Raw genomic sequence first — 18,199 nt, 5'->3', positions numbered from 1 at the left:
TAATTGTACTATTTTGATACTGGTTACAGGAGCAAACGGACTTGTGGGATCTTACCTCTGCAGATATTTATTATCGAAGGGCGAAAAAGTGCGTGCAATAAAAAGACCGGAAAGTAACATGCGTTTATTGGAAGATATTGCCGATAAAATAGAATGGATGGATGGCGATATTTTGGATATGTTTAGTTTGGAAGAGGCAGTTGCCGGCATTGATAAAATTTATCACTGTGCAGCAATTATTTCCTATTCAAAAAGAAATAAAGATCTTTTAATGCAGGTGAATGTGGAAGGCACTGCCAATGTGGTAAATATTGCTTTGGATAATAATATTAAAAAACTGGTATATATAAGTTCCATTGCAGCTTTAGGTAAAACAGGAAAAGATAATGAAGTTGTTTCTGAACAAACTCCTTGGGAAAGAAAAAATCTCAGCTCCGATTATTCTGTAAGTAAATTTTTAGCAGAACGCGAAGTTTGGAGAAGTATTGCCGAGGGATTAAACGCAGTAATTGTAAATCCATCCATTATTGTTGGAGCGGGAAATTGGAATAGTGGTTCCTGTAAATTATTCACCACGGTAAATAACGGGTTCAAATATTACACAGAAGGCAAAACAGGTTATGTGGATGTTCGCGATGTGGTGAAAATAGTTTACGCCCTTATGGAAAGTGATATCACCAATGAACGTTTTATTTTAAATAGCGAAAATGTTTCTTATCGCGATTTTTTAACCACAATTGCTAAAGAACTTCATGTAACAGGTCCAACGGTTAAGGCAGGAAAATTATTATCCTCCCTCGCCTGGAGAACCGAATGGTTTAAATCACTTTTTAATGGTTCGGAGCCATCGGTAACAAAACAGACAGCCTCGATCGCAAATAAAAAAGTGAATTACGATAATAAAAAAATAGTTGATTTATTGCAATACGATTTTATTCCAGTAAACAAAGCAATTGCCGATGCTGCAAAAAGTTTTAAAACGGAATTGAATACCGGTAAGTTCCATCCTATAAAATTTAATTAATGAATAATATTCAGCATGTAATTTTTGATCTCGACAATACACTTTGGGATTTTAATGGAAACTCCAAACGCATTCTTACAGAAATATATGCACAATTTGAATTGGAGAAAAAAGGAATAACCGATTTCGAAAAATTTCATACACAATATAAATTTCGCAACGAATATTTATGGCAGGATTATGCCTTGGGAAAAGTTTCGCGCGAAGAAGTGCGCCTGAATCGATTTTTTATAACACTCAACGATTTTGGAGTTAATTCCTATAAACTCGCAAGTGATGCTGCCGATCATTATATTTTTCACACGCGCAATCAAAAAGATTTACTTCCCTTTGCATTGGAAACATTAGATTATTTAAAAACGAAATATCTATTGCATATAATCACCAATGGGTTTGAAGAGGTGCAATATTTTAAATTGAATAACACCGGTTTAATGAAATATTTTTCCTCTGTAACCACCGCCGAAAGTGCCCAGGCATTAAAACCCGACAAAAAAATATTTGATCACGCCATACAAATAATTAACACCAAACCCGAACATTGCCTCTACATCGGCGATTCCCCCGACGCCGATGGCATTGGTTCGATAAATGCCGGAATGGAATTTATATGGTTTAATCCAGAAAACAGGGTGAATGAAAATGGTTTTAAAGCAGTAACAAATCTAAAGGAATTAACGGGTTTGTTGTAACATCACCCCCTTGCCCCCTCAAGGGGGAAAATCCCCCTTGAGGGGGTTAGGGGGTGATGTTCCCGTCCCAAAATTCTCACACGACTATTTTTAAAAAAAATCATTAAACTATTTAATTTTCAATGTCGGATCCATAATTTTACTTATGGCCCTTAATAACTATTACAATAAAAATCTTAAAAAATTTTCGCAACAAAATCGAAAAAATTCTACTAAATCAGAAGATGTTTTGTGGGTTCATGTTTTAAGCAGTAGAAAAATGATGGAATACAAATTCCTACGTCAGCGGCCAATTGACATTTATATCGCAGATTTCTTTTGTAAAGATTTGAAATTAATAATTGAAGCAGACGGCATTACACATCAAGCGGAAGGAAGTTTCGAAAGAGACGAAAAACGAACAAAACGATTAAATGAATTGGGTTATACTGTTATTCGGTTCAGCGACCAGGAAATATTAGGAGATACTATAAAAGTAATGAGATCAATTTCAGAATGGATAGAAATTCAAGAAAAAAACAACCCTGAATTATTAACAATAAAGAAACGAAAAATCAAACGTCAACCCAAGGAAAAATAACCACACTAGCAAGGGTATACGGGGTGACGAGAGGCACCCTGGTGATCCTCCCCCCTCGAGGGGGCCAGGGGGTGATTTATTTCTCCGGAACTGGAACCGTACTTGTTTCCGGTTTTGCTGCACTCATGCCAACCGTAATTGTTTGGCAACTTTTTTCTGCTGAAACCGCAGTTGTATTATTTACATCGGCACCAACACCACTTGTTATTGCAGATGCTTTACTTGCACCATTGCAACATGATTTTCCTGCAACTGGAGCACATTTTGCTTCCGTAGCATTTACATCTACTGCTTTTACTACAGGACTTGCAACCTGAACTTCCTCTTTTGGGGTAGAAGTTGTTGCATTAGAAGTTGCTGATTGAGCAAAAGAAACTGTAATTCCAAAAGCCATTACAACTGCAATCGATAATATTTTTTTCATAGTAGTAGTATTTATTAATTAAAGATACTGTTTTTATTTATTTCGAACAACTCTTGCGATCACTGTTTGACCACCTTTAACTTTTTCGCCTATTTTAACTTCCACCTTTGAATCTAAAGGAAGATAAAGGTCAACCCGCGAACCAAATTTGATGAACCCGATCTCGCTTCCCTGGGTAACTTCGTCGCCCTCTTCCACATAAAATTTGATCCTTCTTGCTACCGTTCCGGCGATTTGGCGCATCATGATCTCCACATTATCATCCTCATCTTCAATAACAAAGGTTGTTCTTTCATTATCTGTCGACGATTTGGGGTTCCAGGCCAAAAGGTATTTTCCCGGGTGATATTTAAAATATTTAACCTGACCGCTTATCGGGTTTCTGTTAATGTGAACATTTTTCACGCTCATAAAAATAGATATCTGTAAACGGCGATCTTTAAAATATTCTCCTTCTGTGGTTTCTTCCACAACAACCACCTTACCATCGGCGGGAGCGATAATCGCACCTTCTTCAATAAACAAACGGCGTTTCGGATTGCGGAAAAACATCATTACAAACAGTATTCCACCTAGCGATGCGATCAGCAACAACGCGTGTAATAAGCGTTCCTCGGGGAAAAAGTAATGAATAGAAAAATTGAGTAAAACCAGAAATACTAAAAAGGCGATGATGATCTTGCGCCCTTCCCTATGTATTAATTTCAGCATTTGTTATTCCTATTAAGTTTAAGGAATGCAAAGGTAATACAATTTGAGGTCGAAAATTGTTCCCTCAGAGTGTCAGGTAGTTAAAGAAAGATAAAATAGACAAATACAGCGCCGAGAAGGGAACTGCCAGCACAAAACCATCAAAACGATCGAGAAAACCGCCGTGTCCGGGTAATAAAGAACTGCTGTCTTTGATGTGAATACTGCGTTTTAACAGAGATTCCGCCAGATCGCCCAGGGTGGCCGAAAACACAACTACAACAGCCCAAATGATCCACTGAATCATCGATAATTCCGAAAAAATGAAGCTGAGCCCTATGGAACAGCCTATTGTCATCAACATTCCACCAAAAAAACCTTCCCAGGTCTTTTTCGGTGAAATACGCTCAAATAATTTGTGTTTCCCGAATAATCTGCCTGCAAAATACGCAAAGGAATCGTTGAACCAGACCATGAATAAAAGACCGATCACGAACCAAAGGTTAACCGGTTGTTCCGGGCCAACTCCAATTTGAATAAAGGTGGCAAAAGCATATGGAATATAATAAATTCCAAGAATATTTAATCCAATTTGCTGAAAGGGGTTTTCGCGGTTATAAAATAATTCTGCGATCATAAATCCGATAATTAAAACCATCCAGAATTCATCTATAATACTGAAAATATTATAGTCAATTAAATAGGGACTGTTTCTTATAAATAAAAAATATAATCCCACAAATAAGGAATAAACTAATTCAAATTTAGGAGATTTGTTGGTTGTATGGCGAATGGTTTTAATATATTCATAATGTGTGAATACTGCAATCACCATAAACACAATTGCAAAACTCCATGCACTAAAAAAAATACTTCCAATAATAACACCTGCACCAATCAGTGCAGTAATAATTCTCAAAACTAAATTATTCATTCGGGTAAATTATAGATAAATTCCAATGCTGCTTCTGCTTGTTTATAGTGAACATAGAGTTCTATTTCGCCCTGTAATATTCCTTGAGCGTAGGGTCCTTCCGTTTTATTAAAAAGTACTACAAGTATAAGTTCTTCCTCCAGCATTTCTTTAATATACATGGCGTGGAATTTATCCATTGTCGAGTACACCATCATCCAGTCCTGTTCCATTGCCTGCTAAGTTAACCTTTTCATTCCGCTTAAAAATAATTAATAATATTATTACCAGTGGAACCGATATCAAAGCTGCCACTAGATTCGATTGTTCTGCAACATTTTCTTCCACAACACCTGTATTCACAAGATAGTAGGCGATTACAGAAACCACATTATTTATAAAATGTGCAAGTATGGCTGCCCACAAACTTCCGCTCCAATAAAATAAATATCCTATCATGGCTCCCAACAACATTCTGGGGAAAAAACCGAAAAATTGAAAATGTATAAAACTGAATAAAAAAGCTGAGATCCAAATTGCCACATGAGCATTTCCTGTTCCTTTTAAAAAAAGATTTTGCAATAATCCTCTGAAAAATATTTCTTCTCCCACTGCGGCCAATACTCCAATCAATAAAATATTAATGATCAATCCCTGAATGGTGGCTGTATTTAAAAACACTTCCGAAAATATTTGCGCCTGATCTTCCATTTTACGCATACTTATTTCTGCATCTTTCATATCTGCCGGGAAAGGTATGTTTTGATTCCATTCATTAATAATACTTATTACCGAAACAGAAGCAAAAAACAGAAGAAGAATATATATAGCAGAATTAAATTTTAATTTTTTATTGAGTTGCAAATAAGAAATAATATTTTCTCCCATCAAATATAAAAAAAACAAGGCAACACATAAAAATCTGCCAAAGGAAGTAATGAACTGATATATTTTTAATGCATCTGCTTGTTGAGCTGTTACCTGATCTGCCGAAGTAATATTATTCATGGAAGTAATAAATTCCATAAAATTTATTCCGGGATAAATCATATCAATTAAACCAATGGCCAACATTAAAAAAACATACTCCCCGATCAGATATAATCCGATCAAAATCAGGAACTGCCCCAACCATGGAATTTGTTTAATACTGCCCCACATCCTATAACTTCGTAATTTTGCGTAAAAATACAACGACTATACAACCTGTTAGGTCTTTTCACTATTGTCCAAAAAAAAGATAAATCTCCGGGGAACGGAAATTATCCAAAAGAACTTAAACAAGACTTACCAGGTTTCAACGAAAAAGTATTGACCAAGATCGCCAACATACAACTCCCCGACTTCCCCCTCCTCCTCGCACCCATGGAGGACGTAAGTGACCCGCCTTTTCGCGTTTTGTGCAAAAGGTTGGGGGCAGATGTTATGTACACCGAGTTCATCTCCACCGAAGGACTCATCCGAAACGCCGAAAAAAGTCTCAAAAAACTTGAGTTTTACGAGGAAGAGCGCCCTCTTGGCATCCAAATTTTTGGCGCAGACATAGAAGTTATGGAAGGATGTGTCGACATGATCATGGAGGTTAATCCCGATCTCATCGACATCAATTTCGGTTGTCCGGTAAAAAAAGTAGTGTGTAAAGATGGTGGTGCCGGTATTCTTCGCGACATTCCCCGCATGATCCGCCTCACCGAATCCATTGTAAAAAGATCAAAATTACCCGTAACAGTAAAAACCCGCCTCGGTTGGGACGACAGTTCCAAAAACATAGTAGAAGTTGCCGAACGTCTCCAGGATGTAGGTATAGCAGCCCTCAGCATCCACGGCCGCACCCGCGCTCAGATGTATAAAGGTGCTGCCGACTGGACCTTAATTGGTGCAGTAAAAAATAACAGCAGGATCACCATTCCCATTTTCGGCAACGGCGACGTGGACACCCCTCAAAAAGCCCTCGAAATGAAAAACCGCTACGGTGTCGACGGCGTAATGATAGGCCGTGCCGCCATCGGTCAGCCCTGGATCTTCCGCGAAATAAAACATTTCCTAGCCACCGGTACCGAACTCCCCCCCGCCACCCTCGAAGAACGCGTATCCTTTTGCCGCGAACACCTCCTCCAATCCATAGCATGGAAAGGCCCGGTATTAGGCATTTTGGAGATGCGGAGGCATTATACGAACTATTTTAAGGGGATTCCTAATATTAAACATTATCGGAATTTGTTGGTGACGATGGATGGGATGGAGGAGTTGGAGGCTGTACTTATTGATATTTCGAGGATGGAGATGGAAGTAGTGGGTTAAAAATCATTGAAATTTATTGGGATGATTTTGTTTCTTCGGTTTTGAGGGAGAGTTTGGCATGCAAAAAATGCAGGAAATTGAGAAAAACGCTGCATTTTTTGTAAAAGGATTCACTATAAATAGTGAATATGATGAAAGATTTGTAAAAAGTAGGGGGTTGAGAAGTGTTTCAGTATTTTTAAGCGGTTATTTACTTACTTCGATTAATTGTGCTTAATAAATTATTACACAGATAAAATATGGGGATGAATAATTAATATACTATGAAATATCTTCAATGGAACCATGCGATTGGTGAATTTTTTTTTAATCCTAATGAAGCGGGTAATGAAGTTTTTTTATATATAACTCAAAAGCAAATTTCGGAACTAGGGATAAAGCATTTCGGATTTACTACAGAAGAAAAAAGTTGGAAGGACTTTTGTACTGCATTAAAAGGCGAGTTTCCAGGCACCAAGTTATTGGATAATTTTATGGAAAAATTTGCTTTAGTTGCAAGAAGATGGAAAACATATGAAACGTTAGTTTTTCAATTAAATAAAAAGGATAACCAATTCATAGATCAAATTTCCATTTTTAGCCCTACTTATCAAATAGTATATCCATTTTATCTTGGCTATTTGATTTCATTTGTGATATCATTAACAGACCGCCCAGTAAATTTTAGGATAAACTCTTTTTTTCCGTCTTTCAACCATTTTTTACGCCTAAATGAAATTAATGAAACATATATAGGCAGAATTGATCAAATTGATTGGGTATGGAGAGATTTGGAGAAATGGAGCAGTGAATATAATAAAACAGATTTTGGGTTTTTTAAGGAACGCCGATTGGGAAATCAGAATTGGGTTTATGTAAACAAAATTTTTTCTCAATGCTTATTGACACCTAAAAATATTAGGAATATTCCTAAAATATTTTGGCAAGCTAGAGTCGCTCCAAATTCTATTATTACAGAAAAACAATTATTGAGAATAATTGAACTTTATGGCCAATCACATGGCGGATTTGAAAAAAGGGTTATTACACTTGTAAATGATGAAAATAATCCATTAAGAAAGGTAATAATTGATATAATTAGAAGAGAATATATTAAGTGGAAGGGATATGTACTTGAATATGAAGGTGATAATACTTCAACTCCAAAATCTGGTTGGGTTTATTCTACTCTTTTGTCTGCTTTTAACCTAAATCGAGTTGAAGAGTCTTTGAATTTATTCTACTATTTATTTTCCCAAAATGATTTTCCTGAAGAATTAAATTTCGGAGGTTACGAAATAATTAGTGCGGGAAATGGTTATTCAAAGCCTATTTCTATTTCCTTTAATCAGAATTTGGATTTGCTGGATCACCAAAATATGTGGAGAGCAACCACGACACAAAACGAAATAGTCATTTACACTTTAGGTTCATACTTTGGTCTTCCATCTGACAATTTAATTGAAACAGAAAAAATCAGCCGCCAATCATTGATGTATTTGCTTTGTGCCGATTCAAAAAGGCAAAGCATTGAAGATTGGGGTGCTACTTTTTTAGATGGCGATTTTAGTTTAGTTGACTATGATAATGTTCCTTTCGGCTTCAATCTTTATAAATTTAAAAATCCTCCAAGCTCACATCCAACAGAAGAAATTTTAAGAGTTATAACAAATAAAAAATTAGAATTTCGTGGTGGAGTTAAAGTTGAGAATAGAAGCTACCTTAAAAACTTATTACCTAAAATTTATGTTGAAGGTGCTGACGGCGCTGAAAGAGTATTTTTAGAATTCACAGAGATAAATCAAAGTATTTTCTTAATCCGAAGCACTATTATTCCAGAGGAGTTTATAATTCCCGAAAATGTTATTTGCAATCAAAATTTTATAGTCAGAATTGAAAATGAAAACTTGGTGAATTCAGAATTGCCTTATCAAATTATTGATATTGAATTTAATTCCCTTGACATTGTAAATGAAAATTTAACCAAGCGAAATAAGTTTGGAGAGATATGTGAGGACGGAAATGCAGCTTTTGTTATAGGAAGCAATACAATTTATAACAATTGGAAAATGCAAGCTGGAGGATGGACATTTCCTTTTATATCCACTTTTTATAACAAAGTAGAATTTAATTTTAATGCAAATGAGTATAACCTTCAAAAAGGTAATCTCATTTTACAAATACTAAGCACTAAAAAGAATTTAAATTTTCAGACATTTTCCGAAATTATGGATTCTATTGAGACCAACGAAAAAATTTGGGAGTATGCCAATTTTCAGCAAAATCCGAAATATATTAAGCAGACATCTATTAACTTTTATGATTATTTAGGTTTCTTAGACTACGAATATTCACAAAAAAACCATCTGAATAAAATTTCAATTAACAAACCGCAGTTTGTAATAATTCCTTCAAACGCCTCTTTAAAAGCAATCTTAATTGGGGGACGTTCAAAATCTTTAATTGACAAGTTGCAAGAGAGCTGCAATATGCACGAAATAAATCTTGAAATACTTTCACAATCAAGGCAACTAGAAATTTATTATTTACCGGATTTAATAAGGCTTACACCAGCAAATTGTAAAAATTGCACTGATGCATGGAAAAAATTGCAAAGAGTTGCCGAACAATTAAACATTGAATTTAATATCTCAGATAAGCCAATTCCGCAACCACAAATTGTACAGTTCGGTTTGCAAGATTTTAGCGAATCAATTGACGGTTATAAGAAAAATGTTTTAGCGAACAAGTTTGTTGAAAGACCAAACTATGAATGGGCAAGAAAAGTATTTGACACAAATGTTTTGAAGTTTGTAAAAGACACAGGAGAGATTAATAAAGAGATTTCATTGCAAGAATATTATGTTCAGTATCAATACACGCATATTCTTTGGCTTGACAACAAATCCTACGAAGTAGATAGGAACTGGGGGAAATATTTGTTGTTATCCGAAACGCACAAGAAGGTAATTTATTATAATGAAAACACGCAGGAGTTGGCAATCCCAAAATATGTTCAACTTCCACGGTTAATTGCAGAATCAATAATGTTACTTAGTGGACAAGTACCTTATTATAAAAGTGTAAATATTGATGGTAGTAATTTGGTTTATCAGTTTTATCAAAATGTTCCTAAGCTATTTGCCGAAAATTTATTTAAGAAATTCCATCAAAATATTCAATTCAAAAACGACTGGTAAAATATGAGAGACCCAATCACAGCTTTTGACACTATTAAAGACAATTATATTCGCTATGTAGAAACAGCGTTTGACACGAAATTCGTTTCTGTAAATTCAGAGAGGCGAATCAAACTTAATACTGATAAGGTTTTATACAGAGAGCCTTGGATTGAACCATTGCCTGATTACAAATCAAGCAACTTTAAGATTTCGCAACTGACAAAAAGTGAAGTTCCGAATATGACTGATTCTGAGTTGGAAGCATTCAAGTCATTAGTTAAAACCGGATTGTTTTCTGATTCGTTTCCCATGTATGCACATCAGGCGAATATGCTTAAGCAGGCAATGAATAAGAAGCATTGCATTATTACTTCCGGTACAGGTTCTGGAAAAACAGAATCGTTTTTACTGCCATTGTTTGCTCAACTCTCAAAAGAACTTTCACGATGGGGGAAATCTTCCGGCACAAATAAAAATTTTTGGTGGAACAATACTACCTTAGCTGATAAGGATATTGTTGATAGAAATTTTCAACTTAGTTCAGAGGTAAGACAGAGACCAAATGATCGAAGACCGCAAGCAGTAAGAGCACTTATTCTTTATCCAATGAATGCGTTGGTTGAAGACCAACTTACACGATTGAGAAAGGCACTTGATTCTGATAAGACAAGAGAATGGTTGAAAAACGAAGCCAACAACAACTCAATTTATTTTGGCAGGTACACCGGCAACACACCATCATCAGGCGAATTACATTCTTTCAATAACAGTGGAGTTAAAAAAATAAACAAGTATAAAGTTGAGCAATTGCGAAAAGAACTTTCATCACTTGAAAAATCTTCCAATGATATTAAACAGCACATTGATGAAAACAAAAATGTGCCGGATGGATTAAGCGACAGACCTGAAAACCTAATTGCATTTTATCCAAGGTTAGACGGTGCTGAAATGAGAACAAGATTTGACATGCAAGTTTCACCGCCTGACATCATGATTACGAATTACTCAATGTTGAGCATCATGCTCATGAGAGAAATTGACAGCGGCATTTTTGACAAAACAAAAGATTGGCTCAATTGCGATGATGAATTTTCAAAAGACCTTTCACCGGAAGAAAAAACAAAGGAAAAAGAAAATAGGGTTTTTCATTTAATCATTGATGAGCTGCACTTGTACAGAGGAACACAAGGAACAGAAGTAGCGTATCTTTTAAAACTAATTTTGAATAGATTGGGATTACAACCAAATCATTCTCAATTGAAAATACTTGCTTCTTCTGCCTCACTTGATGTTGGTGATGAAAACAGTATAGACTTCATACAAGATTTTTTTGGTGTAGCTGATGCTGAGAAATCCTTTGCAATTATCAAAGGTGAAAACAATCTTGTTCATCCACTTTCAAGTGGAGCAACCAAACTACCCATTGACCCATTCAAAAAAATCAGTGAGGTATTTTATGCAAACCAAGGAAATATAAATTCAGAAGAATTTAAGCAGCAATGTTTGCTCACTGCAAATGAATTGAAATCGTTTGCAAAAATTACTTTGACCGAAGCAGATTCAACACAGTTAATTTTAAAAGTTCTGCTTGACAAAAAATTAGAACTAAGAGAACGTTTGTACAATGCTTGTAAAATTGATGGAAACGAAAGAGCAGTTTGTTCTTTAAGAGCAAACGGAGACGTTGATGGCAAAGACATTTTAACCGAAAAAATATTTGGAGAAAAAAATTCAAAAGCAGCTTTAAGAAAAGCAATTAGCGGCTTACTGATTTTGCGGTCCATGTATGACCTTGCTGAATACAAGAAAATTGAATCCGATAACAATGAATCAAAATTACCACGATTCAGATTTCATTATTTCTTTCGCAACATTGAAGGTTTGTGGGGTTCATTAAATGCAGATGATATTGCTGATGAATTTAAAGACGAAGAAAGAACGGTTGGAAAATTGTATCCGCAAGCACAAATAAAATCAGAGAGTGGTTACAGAGTTTTAGAATTACTCTATTGCGATAATTGCGGAACAACTCTTTTTGGTGGAAGCCGATTGAAAGCATCAGACGAAACAAGTAGTTTTTTTGAATTACTTCCGTTAAGCCCGAATATTGAAGGTATTCCAGAGAAAACACCACACAAACTATTAGAAAGGAGAACCTATCAAGAGTATGCAGTCTTTTGGGCACAAGGTAAACAAGAATTGGAGCCTCATGAAAAACCTAATGGATATTGGAGACAGACAACAATAAATAATTCTATAGACCAAAAGGAATACACCGCTACCTGGGAGAAAGCATCCATTAATATTTATTCTGGTGACATAAAAGAAACTTACGAAAAGGCTGAGAAAGAACCTACCAATTGGCGTAAAGGATATTATTTCAAGATTGCTCACAAAGATGTACCAAGGCTAGATATTGCTTTTAATGTAGCCTTAGCGGATACACATAGGGCAACGCCATGTGTTTGCCCTGGGTGTGGTGTAAATCATAGTAAGTACAAGCAAGGTATTACCAAAAATAAAATTTCTTCAATAAGAGGTTTCAGAACGGGTTTCGCCAAGTCAAGTCAAATGTTTGCAAAGGAATTAATGTATCAACTTCCAAGCAAGCAAGACGAACGAAAGCTAGTTGTTTTTTCCGATAGCAGAGAAGATTCAGCGCAGGTTGCGAATGGAATTGAAAGAAATCATTTTTTAGATTTATTAAGAGAAATTTTGATTAGTGAGCTAAACAGCCGACTAATAATCAAACTTGAAATCCTAAAAGCATTTAGAAACAATGATACAGAAAAAATTTCTGAGTTCAGATTGCAATACAATGAACTTGTAGATCAAGTTGATGATATTTGGAATGATGCGAACACCACTAGAACAACAGCTAAAGCAATAAACGACAAAAATTTTGCTTTACGGAAAATCCAAGAAATTGAAACCAGAATTATTAAAGTAAGTGAGTTAGTTGACTACACTAAAAAATTAGACTTAGCACCATTAATTAAAAGACTTGCAGAATTAGGAATCAATCCAGGTGGTAATGAAATTAGATTGCAATCAACACCTGACAGCAAAATCCCTTGGTACAGAGTAATTCAGTTTGAAAACCCGCAACAATGGCTTGAAGATGTGGATGACAATTTTATTAAGGAAATAAAAAATGGAACCTTTAAAAAGTTAGCAAATATGTTTTTTGCATCCCTTTTTTATTCCTTTGAAAGTTCAGCATTAGGTTATCTCACAATCAATCCTGATACACCATTACTTTCAAAATATGCTGGTGAAGTTGGTTTATCTATTCCTAACTACTTAGAAATTGTAAATTCTACAATTAGAGTTTTGGGTGACAAATACAAACATAGCCAAGTTGACGAAGACAACTTTCCTTTTGAATTGACAGAATATAAAGACCTTCCAAGCCTCTGTAAAGGTTATATTAGGACAGTAGCTGCTAACCTTCCAAGCCCTATTGCAGAAGCATCATTAGGCAAAAATATTTATGATTTTCTTTCTGAAATAGATATTCTTAGAAGCAATACCGGATTGCAATTTGAAGACTTGTTTATTAAAGCTGCAATTGAATCAGACCCGGTTTGGCTTAATACTAAAAGTAGAAGAGCGCACTTACATTATTCAGGTGGAATTTGTACACAAACAAAATATAAACTTAGCCACTCAAATAAAACTGTCTGTAGAGAAGTGTGGAAGAAAAATTACCTATCTCATTCAGCAATGATTCAAAACAGAGATTCTATTAGAATTCATTGCGAAGAATTAACAGGGCAAACAGATAATCAATTTGAAAGGCAGCGACATTTTAGAAATGTTGTTTTGAAATCAGAAGGAAATCCCCTTGTAAAACAAATTGATTTACTAAGTGTAACAACAACATTGGAAGTTGGAGTTGACATTGGAGCATTGCAAGCAGTGATGTTGGCGAATATGCCACCGCAAAGATTCAACTATCAGCAAAGAGTTGGTCGGGCAGGAAGAAGAGGACAAGCATATTCTATAATACTTACTTTTTGTAGGGGTAGAAGCCATGACGAGTTTTATTTTTCCAATCCTCAAAAGATTACAGGCGACAGTCCACCACCACCATTTTTAACAATGAAGCAAGATAGAATTTGTTTGCGATTGATTTCAAAAGAAATTTTAAGGCAAGCGTATTTAACAATTGAAGTGAATGAAAGTTTTGATGAAAATAAATCAAGTATCCATGGCGTATTTGGAAAAACTCACAACTGGAATAGATACAAAATGCAAATAATAAATTGGATAAATTTCAATCATTCTTCCGTTCAATCTGTTATTAATTGCATCACACCTTATCAATTGAATCATCTCAAAGAACTCTTTCAAAATTATTTTACCGACACCGTAACAGGAGATGGCTTTGTTGCTAGAGTGGAAAGTGTGATTGTGAATAGTGAAATTCCAACAGATGATATTTCTCAAAAATTTGCCGAAGGCGGAATTCTGCCAATGTTTGGAATGCCCACAGACGTAAAATATTTTTACCATGGAACAACTACAGGTAATGAAACGGTGAGTATTGACAGGGGACAAACTATGGCCGTATATGAGTTTGCACCCGGTACACAGAAAACTAAAGACAAGGCAATTTATCAATCAATTGGTTTTACTTCTGAAATTATCAAAGGAAAGGATTCAAATGGAAGGGATACTCTTATTAACAAGGTTGACACCATGACGACAGGCAATTCTCCATTTTATTTGAATAGATGGATGGAAAGATGTAAAAAATGTGGTTATAGCAAGTCTTATGATATTGATGATGAACCTGAAGGTCTTTTCTGTATTTGTGGTAATCATGATGAAAAAACCTATGGTAAGTTTGTAATAAAGTCACCTAAGGCATATAGAAGTGATTTTCTATTAGGAGCCGATAATAGAGATGAAGCAGATTTTGTAACAAATCGACCTCCAATCTATGCTGATAGATCCACATCATTAGATGCAAAAAGGGAGCCTTTAATTGTTTGTAATACTAATCTTATTATTTCTGATAAAGATGTTACATGGAGAGTTAACACAAATGGTGATAAACTTTATGAAGGAAGCTACTTTGACTTAAAGAACTTTAATCCAGAAACTCATAAAACAATTACATTAAAAAATCAATGGGTTCTTAAATCATTGGTGCCTCCGACAACCCCAAATGGATTTACTTTTAGATCCGAAGATGGATATAGAATAGATTTCTTAAACAAAATGGATGAAAGCCCATTTGCATTAGCAATAAATAAAAACACGGAAATTTTAAAAATGAATCCTATTTCGATTCCTCCTGAAATCAATTTAGACATGTTCATTATTAAGAACAATCCGAATTTCTATGAAAGACAAAGTTTGGGGGTAAGAGCCGGTTTTTACTCCGCTGCCTTTTTGTTGCAACGAGTTTTAGCGGACAAACTTGATGTCGACCCAACCGAAATTGAAATTGCAGACATAACTAAGTTGGAAATTGATGATATCGTTAAAAAAAATGTCGCTGAGATTATTCTTACCGATGAATTACCTAATGGTTCAGGTTTCGTTAGAAAATTATTTGAAGAATTTGAAACAATCCTTGATGAATCATTATCGCCAAAATCAATTGGCACTTACATTAAACGAATTCATTCTGAAGAGCATGAGGAAAGATGCATTGATGCCTGTTATGACTGCCTTAAGGTTTATCGAAACATGAATTGGCATAGCTTATTAGATTGGCGATTAGGTTTAGGAATTTTACGAATCTTCAAAGACAAAAATTATAAATCGGGCGCTGATGGCGAGTTTAGTAGGGACCAAATTGAAATAAAGAATTGGTTAAAATTTGCTACTACCCTAAGAGACCAATTCGTTGAAAGTTTTTTTGTTAGTGCAGGAAACAAAAAGGAAGATTGGTTAATTGACTTCAATGGATTACCAGCGATAAAACATGGGTCAACAAGAAACGGAAGGCGAAAAATAATTTTGTTGGTTCATCCATTTTGGAAATTAGAAAATCCAGAAGAAGATGCTTGGTACACAAATAGGATTAGCGAAGCACATGATTACATCCAAGGTAAAGGCGGGAATATTGAAGATGACTTTGAATGTTTGGACACATTCAATCTTCAAAGAAGAATTGGTTGGTGTTTTGAAAAAATTATGAATAAATGATTCAGAAGATAGGCGACCATAAAATAAAGAATCTGGATCATATTTCTCCAAGTCAATATCATTCAGCTATTAGGTGCCCTTATAAATTAGTTTTAGCTAATTCATTTGGGTATCAACCTTTGTTGCCATTAAATGCCAATGCTCACTACGGATCCATCATTCACAAAATGATTGAACTAATTTCAAAAGGTGTTATCAATGACGAACAAAAATTTTCTGAAAATTGGATTTACTTAATAAACAAAAAGGAAGAAGAACTAAAGGAAATCGGTTTGGCAGGCATTACACCTTTAAAATATTTTGTAGCTGACTTTGCATTGAAGAAAAACCAAATCAAAAACTTGTTGCAGAAAAGAAATGAGAAAATCAACCGTTCTACAAAAATGTCTTCAAGTAAATTTTATCCGGAAAAGAGATTAGAAAATTCAGACAAAAGCATTTCGGGCATTGCTGACTTAATTATTGAAAATGAGTCAGGAACAACAATTTTGGATTTCAAAACAGGAAAGATTTACTCTGATGCAATTGATGAAAGTGGAGTAATAGTGCAAGTCGTAAGAAAAGAATATGAAGTGCAACTAAAACTTTATGCTTATTTGTATTTTTTAATGAATGGAAAGTATCCGAAAGCATTATTTATTGTAACTCTTTCAAATTATTTTATAGAAGTTGAGTTTGAAACTACTGAGTGCGAAATAATCTATTCAGAAGCATTGAACTTTCTTGCAACTACAAATTCGCTCATCACAAAAGAGGATATGAAGTCAATTGCAAATCCTTCAATGGAGAATTGCAGGTTTTGTGCTTACAGGCCAGCATGTGGTTTCTATTCAAATTGGTTAACTACTAACTTTGAGGCGGTGAATGATTTATTTGGAATAATTGAAAAAGTAAACCAATTTAGTAACGATACATTGGGATTAGTATTACAGACCCAAGGCAAACAAGTTTTAATAAATGGATTGTCAATTGAGAAGAAGAAAGATTTTGAATCTCTTATTGGTAAGAATGTAATACTTTACAATTTAAAAAAAACAAGACAATCATTAAATGCAACTGCTAACAACTTTACAGTAATTTATGAATAAGCATCACGAACATAAAATTCCTATCCTCTCTTTCTATTCAGGCGGGGGCTTTATGGATATGGGATTTGAGCAAGCAGGTTTTGAAATTGTTTGGACAAATGAATTTGATAAGGATTTTGCTAAACTTCATGCGGCTGGAATTACTTCGTGGAGAGAATCACAAGGTAATGAGATCAAAGCCGAAATCTTCAATACAAAATCAATCACAGAAGTTTCTTCAAGGGAAATTTTAAAAGAGGCATTTCCAAATGGAAAACCTACAAATTTTGGAATGATTGGTGGACCACCTTGTCAGGACTTTAGCATGAATGGAAGCTTGAAAGGTTTCAATGGTGAAAGAGGCAAATTAACTACACTTTACTTTGATAAAATTTTAGAATTGAAGCCAACATTTTTTGTCATGGAAAATGTAACCGGTTTAACAAAGAGAAAAGAAACGAAAGAATTTTTGCTGACACTTTTAAAACGAGTAGAGAAAGAATATTTCATTGACCACGATAAGTTAAATGCTTTGGAGTTTGGAGTTCCTCAATTCAGAGAGCGAATTTTTTTTATTGGAATTAAAAAAACAAAACTCGATAAAAAAATCATTTCTCAAAGTGAATTTGGAAAATGGTTCCCGTTTCCGGTAAACAAAACATATAAGAACTCAGCGACAAAATACACTTGGGCAAAACAAACGGAGTTTGGTAAAACTTTAATAAAGCCAAAAGATTTACCACTTGAATTATGTGTAGAAAGTTGTTTGGTTCCAACCCGAAAAATGAATTCAACAGACAATGCAAATGAATATTTTAATTTGTACGTAGCAGATGAATTTTTGGAAGCAATTGGTGAGGGTGAAACAAACAGACCATCCTTCAAACGACTTCACCGTTTCAAATTCAGTCCGACAGCTTGTTATGGAAACAATGAAGTTCATCTTCATCCATATAAACATAGGCGGTTATCTGTTCGTGAGACTTTGCGAATTCAAGGTGTTCCAGATACCTATGTTTTGCCATCAGAATTGCCATTGTCGAAAAAATTTAAAATGATAGGAAATGGAGTTCCGGTGCCTTTGGCGCTAGCTGTTGCCGAATCTCTAATTAAATTTTTAAAGGATAACAAAATTATTTATGACACATAATAATTTATTTATTAATATTGACTTTTGAATTA

General features: G+C 34.8%; 13 protein-coding genes. 8 read left to right on the top strand and 5 right to left on the bottom strand.

What is annotated here, in order from left to right:
- Window positions 1-13: 13 nt before the first annotated feature.
- The 3 genes from IPI31_01510 to IPI31_01500 all read left to right on the top strand — a co-directional run bounded on the left by IPI31_01510 (window position 14) and on the right by IPI31_01500 (window position 2,296).
- On the top strand, window positions 14-1,024 hold the full coding sequence (locus IPI31_01510) for an NAD-dependent epimerase/dehydratase family protein (protein MBK7566480.1): 1,011 nt from the start codon (window positions 14-16) through the stop codon (window positions 1,022-1,024).
- A complete protein-coding gene (locus tag IPI31_01505) occupies window positions 1,024-1,716 on the top strand; it encodes a noncanonical pyrimidine nucleotidase, YjjG family (protein ID MBK7566479.1) in 693 nt (230 codons plus the stop codon). Before IPI31_01510 ends, IPI31_01505 begins: the two co-directional genes overlap by 1 nt.
- Before the next feature lie 145 nt (window positions 1,717-1,861).
- Window positions 1,862-2,296: a DUF559 domain-containing protein gene (locus IPI31_01500; GenBank protein ID MBK7566478.1), complete on the top strand. Its 435-nt coding sequence runs from the start codon at window positions 1,862-1,864 to the stop codon at window positions 2,294-2,296.
- A gap of 76 nt (window positions 2,297-2,372) precedes the next feature.
- Here IPI31_01500 and IPI31_01495 read toward each other — a convergent pair whose 3' ends face one another.
- The 5 genes from IPI31_01495 to IPI31_01475 form a co-directional block, all read right to left on the bottom strand.
- Window positions 2,373-2,720, bottom strand: a complete 348-nt coding sequence (locus IPI31_01495; GenBank protein ID MBK7566477.1) for a hypothetical protein — start codon at window positions 2,718-2,720, stop codon at window positions 2,373-2,375.
- 33 nt (window positions 2,721-2,753) lie between these two features.
- Entirely contained in the window at window positions 2,754-3,431 is a 678-nt protein-coding gene (locus IPI31_01490; GenBank protein ID MBK7566476.1) for a phosphatidylserine decarboxylase family protein, read from the bottom strand.
- 64 nt (window positions 3,432-3,495) lie between these two features.
- A complete protein-coding gene (locus tag IPI31_01485; protein ID MBK7566475.1) occupies window positions 3,496-4,344 on the bottom strand; it encodes a phosphatidate cytidylyltransferase in 849 nt (282 codons plus the stop codon).
- A complete protein-coding gene (locus IPI31_01480) occupies window positions 4,341-4,505 on the bottom strand; it encodes a DUF2007 domain-containing protein (GenBank protein MBK7566474.1) in 165 nt (54 codons plus the stop codon). The genes IPI31_01485 and IPI31_01480 overlap by 4 nt, the downstream gene beginning before the upstream one ends.
- Window positions 4,506-4,515: 10 nt before the next feature.
- Window positions 4,516-5,484 (bottom strand): CPBP family intramembrane metalloprotease, encoded by a 969-nt coding sequence (locus tag IPI31_01475; GenBank protein ID MBK7566473.1) that lies wholly within the window; start codon window positions 5,482-5,484, stop codon window positions 4,516-4,518.
- Between the two features lie 150 nt (window positions 5,485-5,634).
- On the opposite strand from IPI31_01475, the gene dusB reads away from it, so the two are divergent.
- From dusB to IPI31_01450, 5 genes are all read left to right on the top strand, one after another.
- On the top strand, window positions 5,635-6,624 hold the full coding sequence (dusB, locus tag IPI31_01470; GenBank protein ID MBK7566472.1) for a tRNA dihydrouridine synthase DusB: 990 nt from the start codon (window positions 5,635-5,637) through the stop codon (window positions 6,622-6,624).
- A gap of 263 nt (window positions 6,625-6,887) precedes the next feature.
- A complete protein-coding gene (locus IPI31_01465; GenBank protein ID MBK7566471.1) occupies window positions 6,888-9,803 on the top strand; it encodes a hypothetical protein in 2,916 nt (971 codons plus the stop codon).
- Between the two features lie 3 nt (window positions 9,804-9,806).
- Window positions 9,807-15,950 (top strand): DEAD/DEAH box helicase, encoded by a 6,144-nt coding sequence (locus tag IPI31_01460; protein MBK7566470.1) that lies wholly within the window; start codon window positions 9,807-9,809, stop codon window positions 15,948-15,950.
- Window positions 15,947-17,038, top strand: a complete 1,092-nt coding sequence (locus tag IPI31_01455; GenBank protein MBK7566469.1) for a PD-(D/E)XK nuclease family protein — start codon at window positions 15,947-15,949, stop codon at window positions 17,036-17,038. Before IPI31_01460 ends, IPI31_01455 begins: the two co-directional genes overlap by 4 nt.
- A complete protein-coding gene (locus tag IPI31_01450) occupies window positions 17,031-18,167 on the top strand; it encodes a DNA cytosine methyltransferase (protein MBK7566468.1) in 1,137 nt (378 codons plus the stop codon). The genes IPI31_01455 and IPI31_01450 overlap by 8 nt, the downstream gene beginning before the upstream one ends.
- The last annotated feature ends 32 nt before the right edge of the window (window positions 18,168-18,199 follow it).

The organism is Bacteroidota bacterium (assembly GCA_016706865.1).
In the GTDB taxonomy this organism is placed as follows: Bacteria; Bacteroidota; Bacteroidia; order Chitinophagales; family BACL12; genus UBA7236.
Note: the sequence above shows the minus strand (reverse complement) of the source record. Positions and strands in the feature narration are given on the sequence as shown.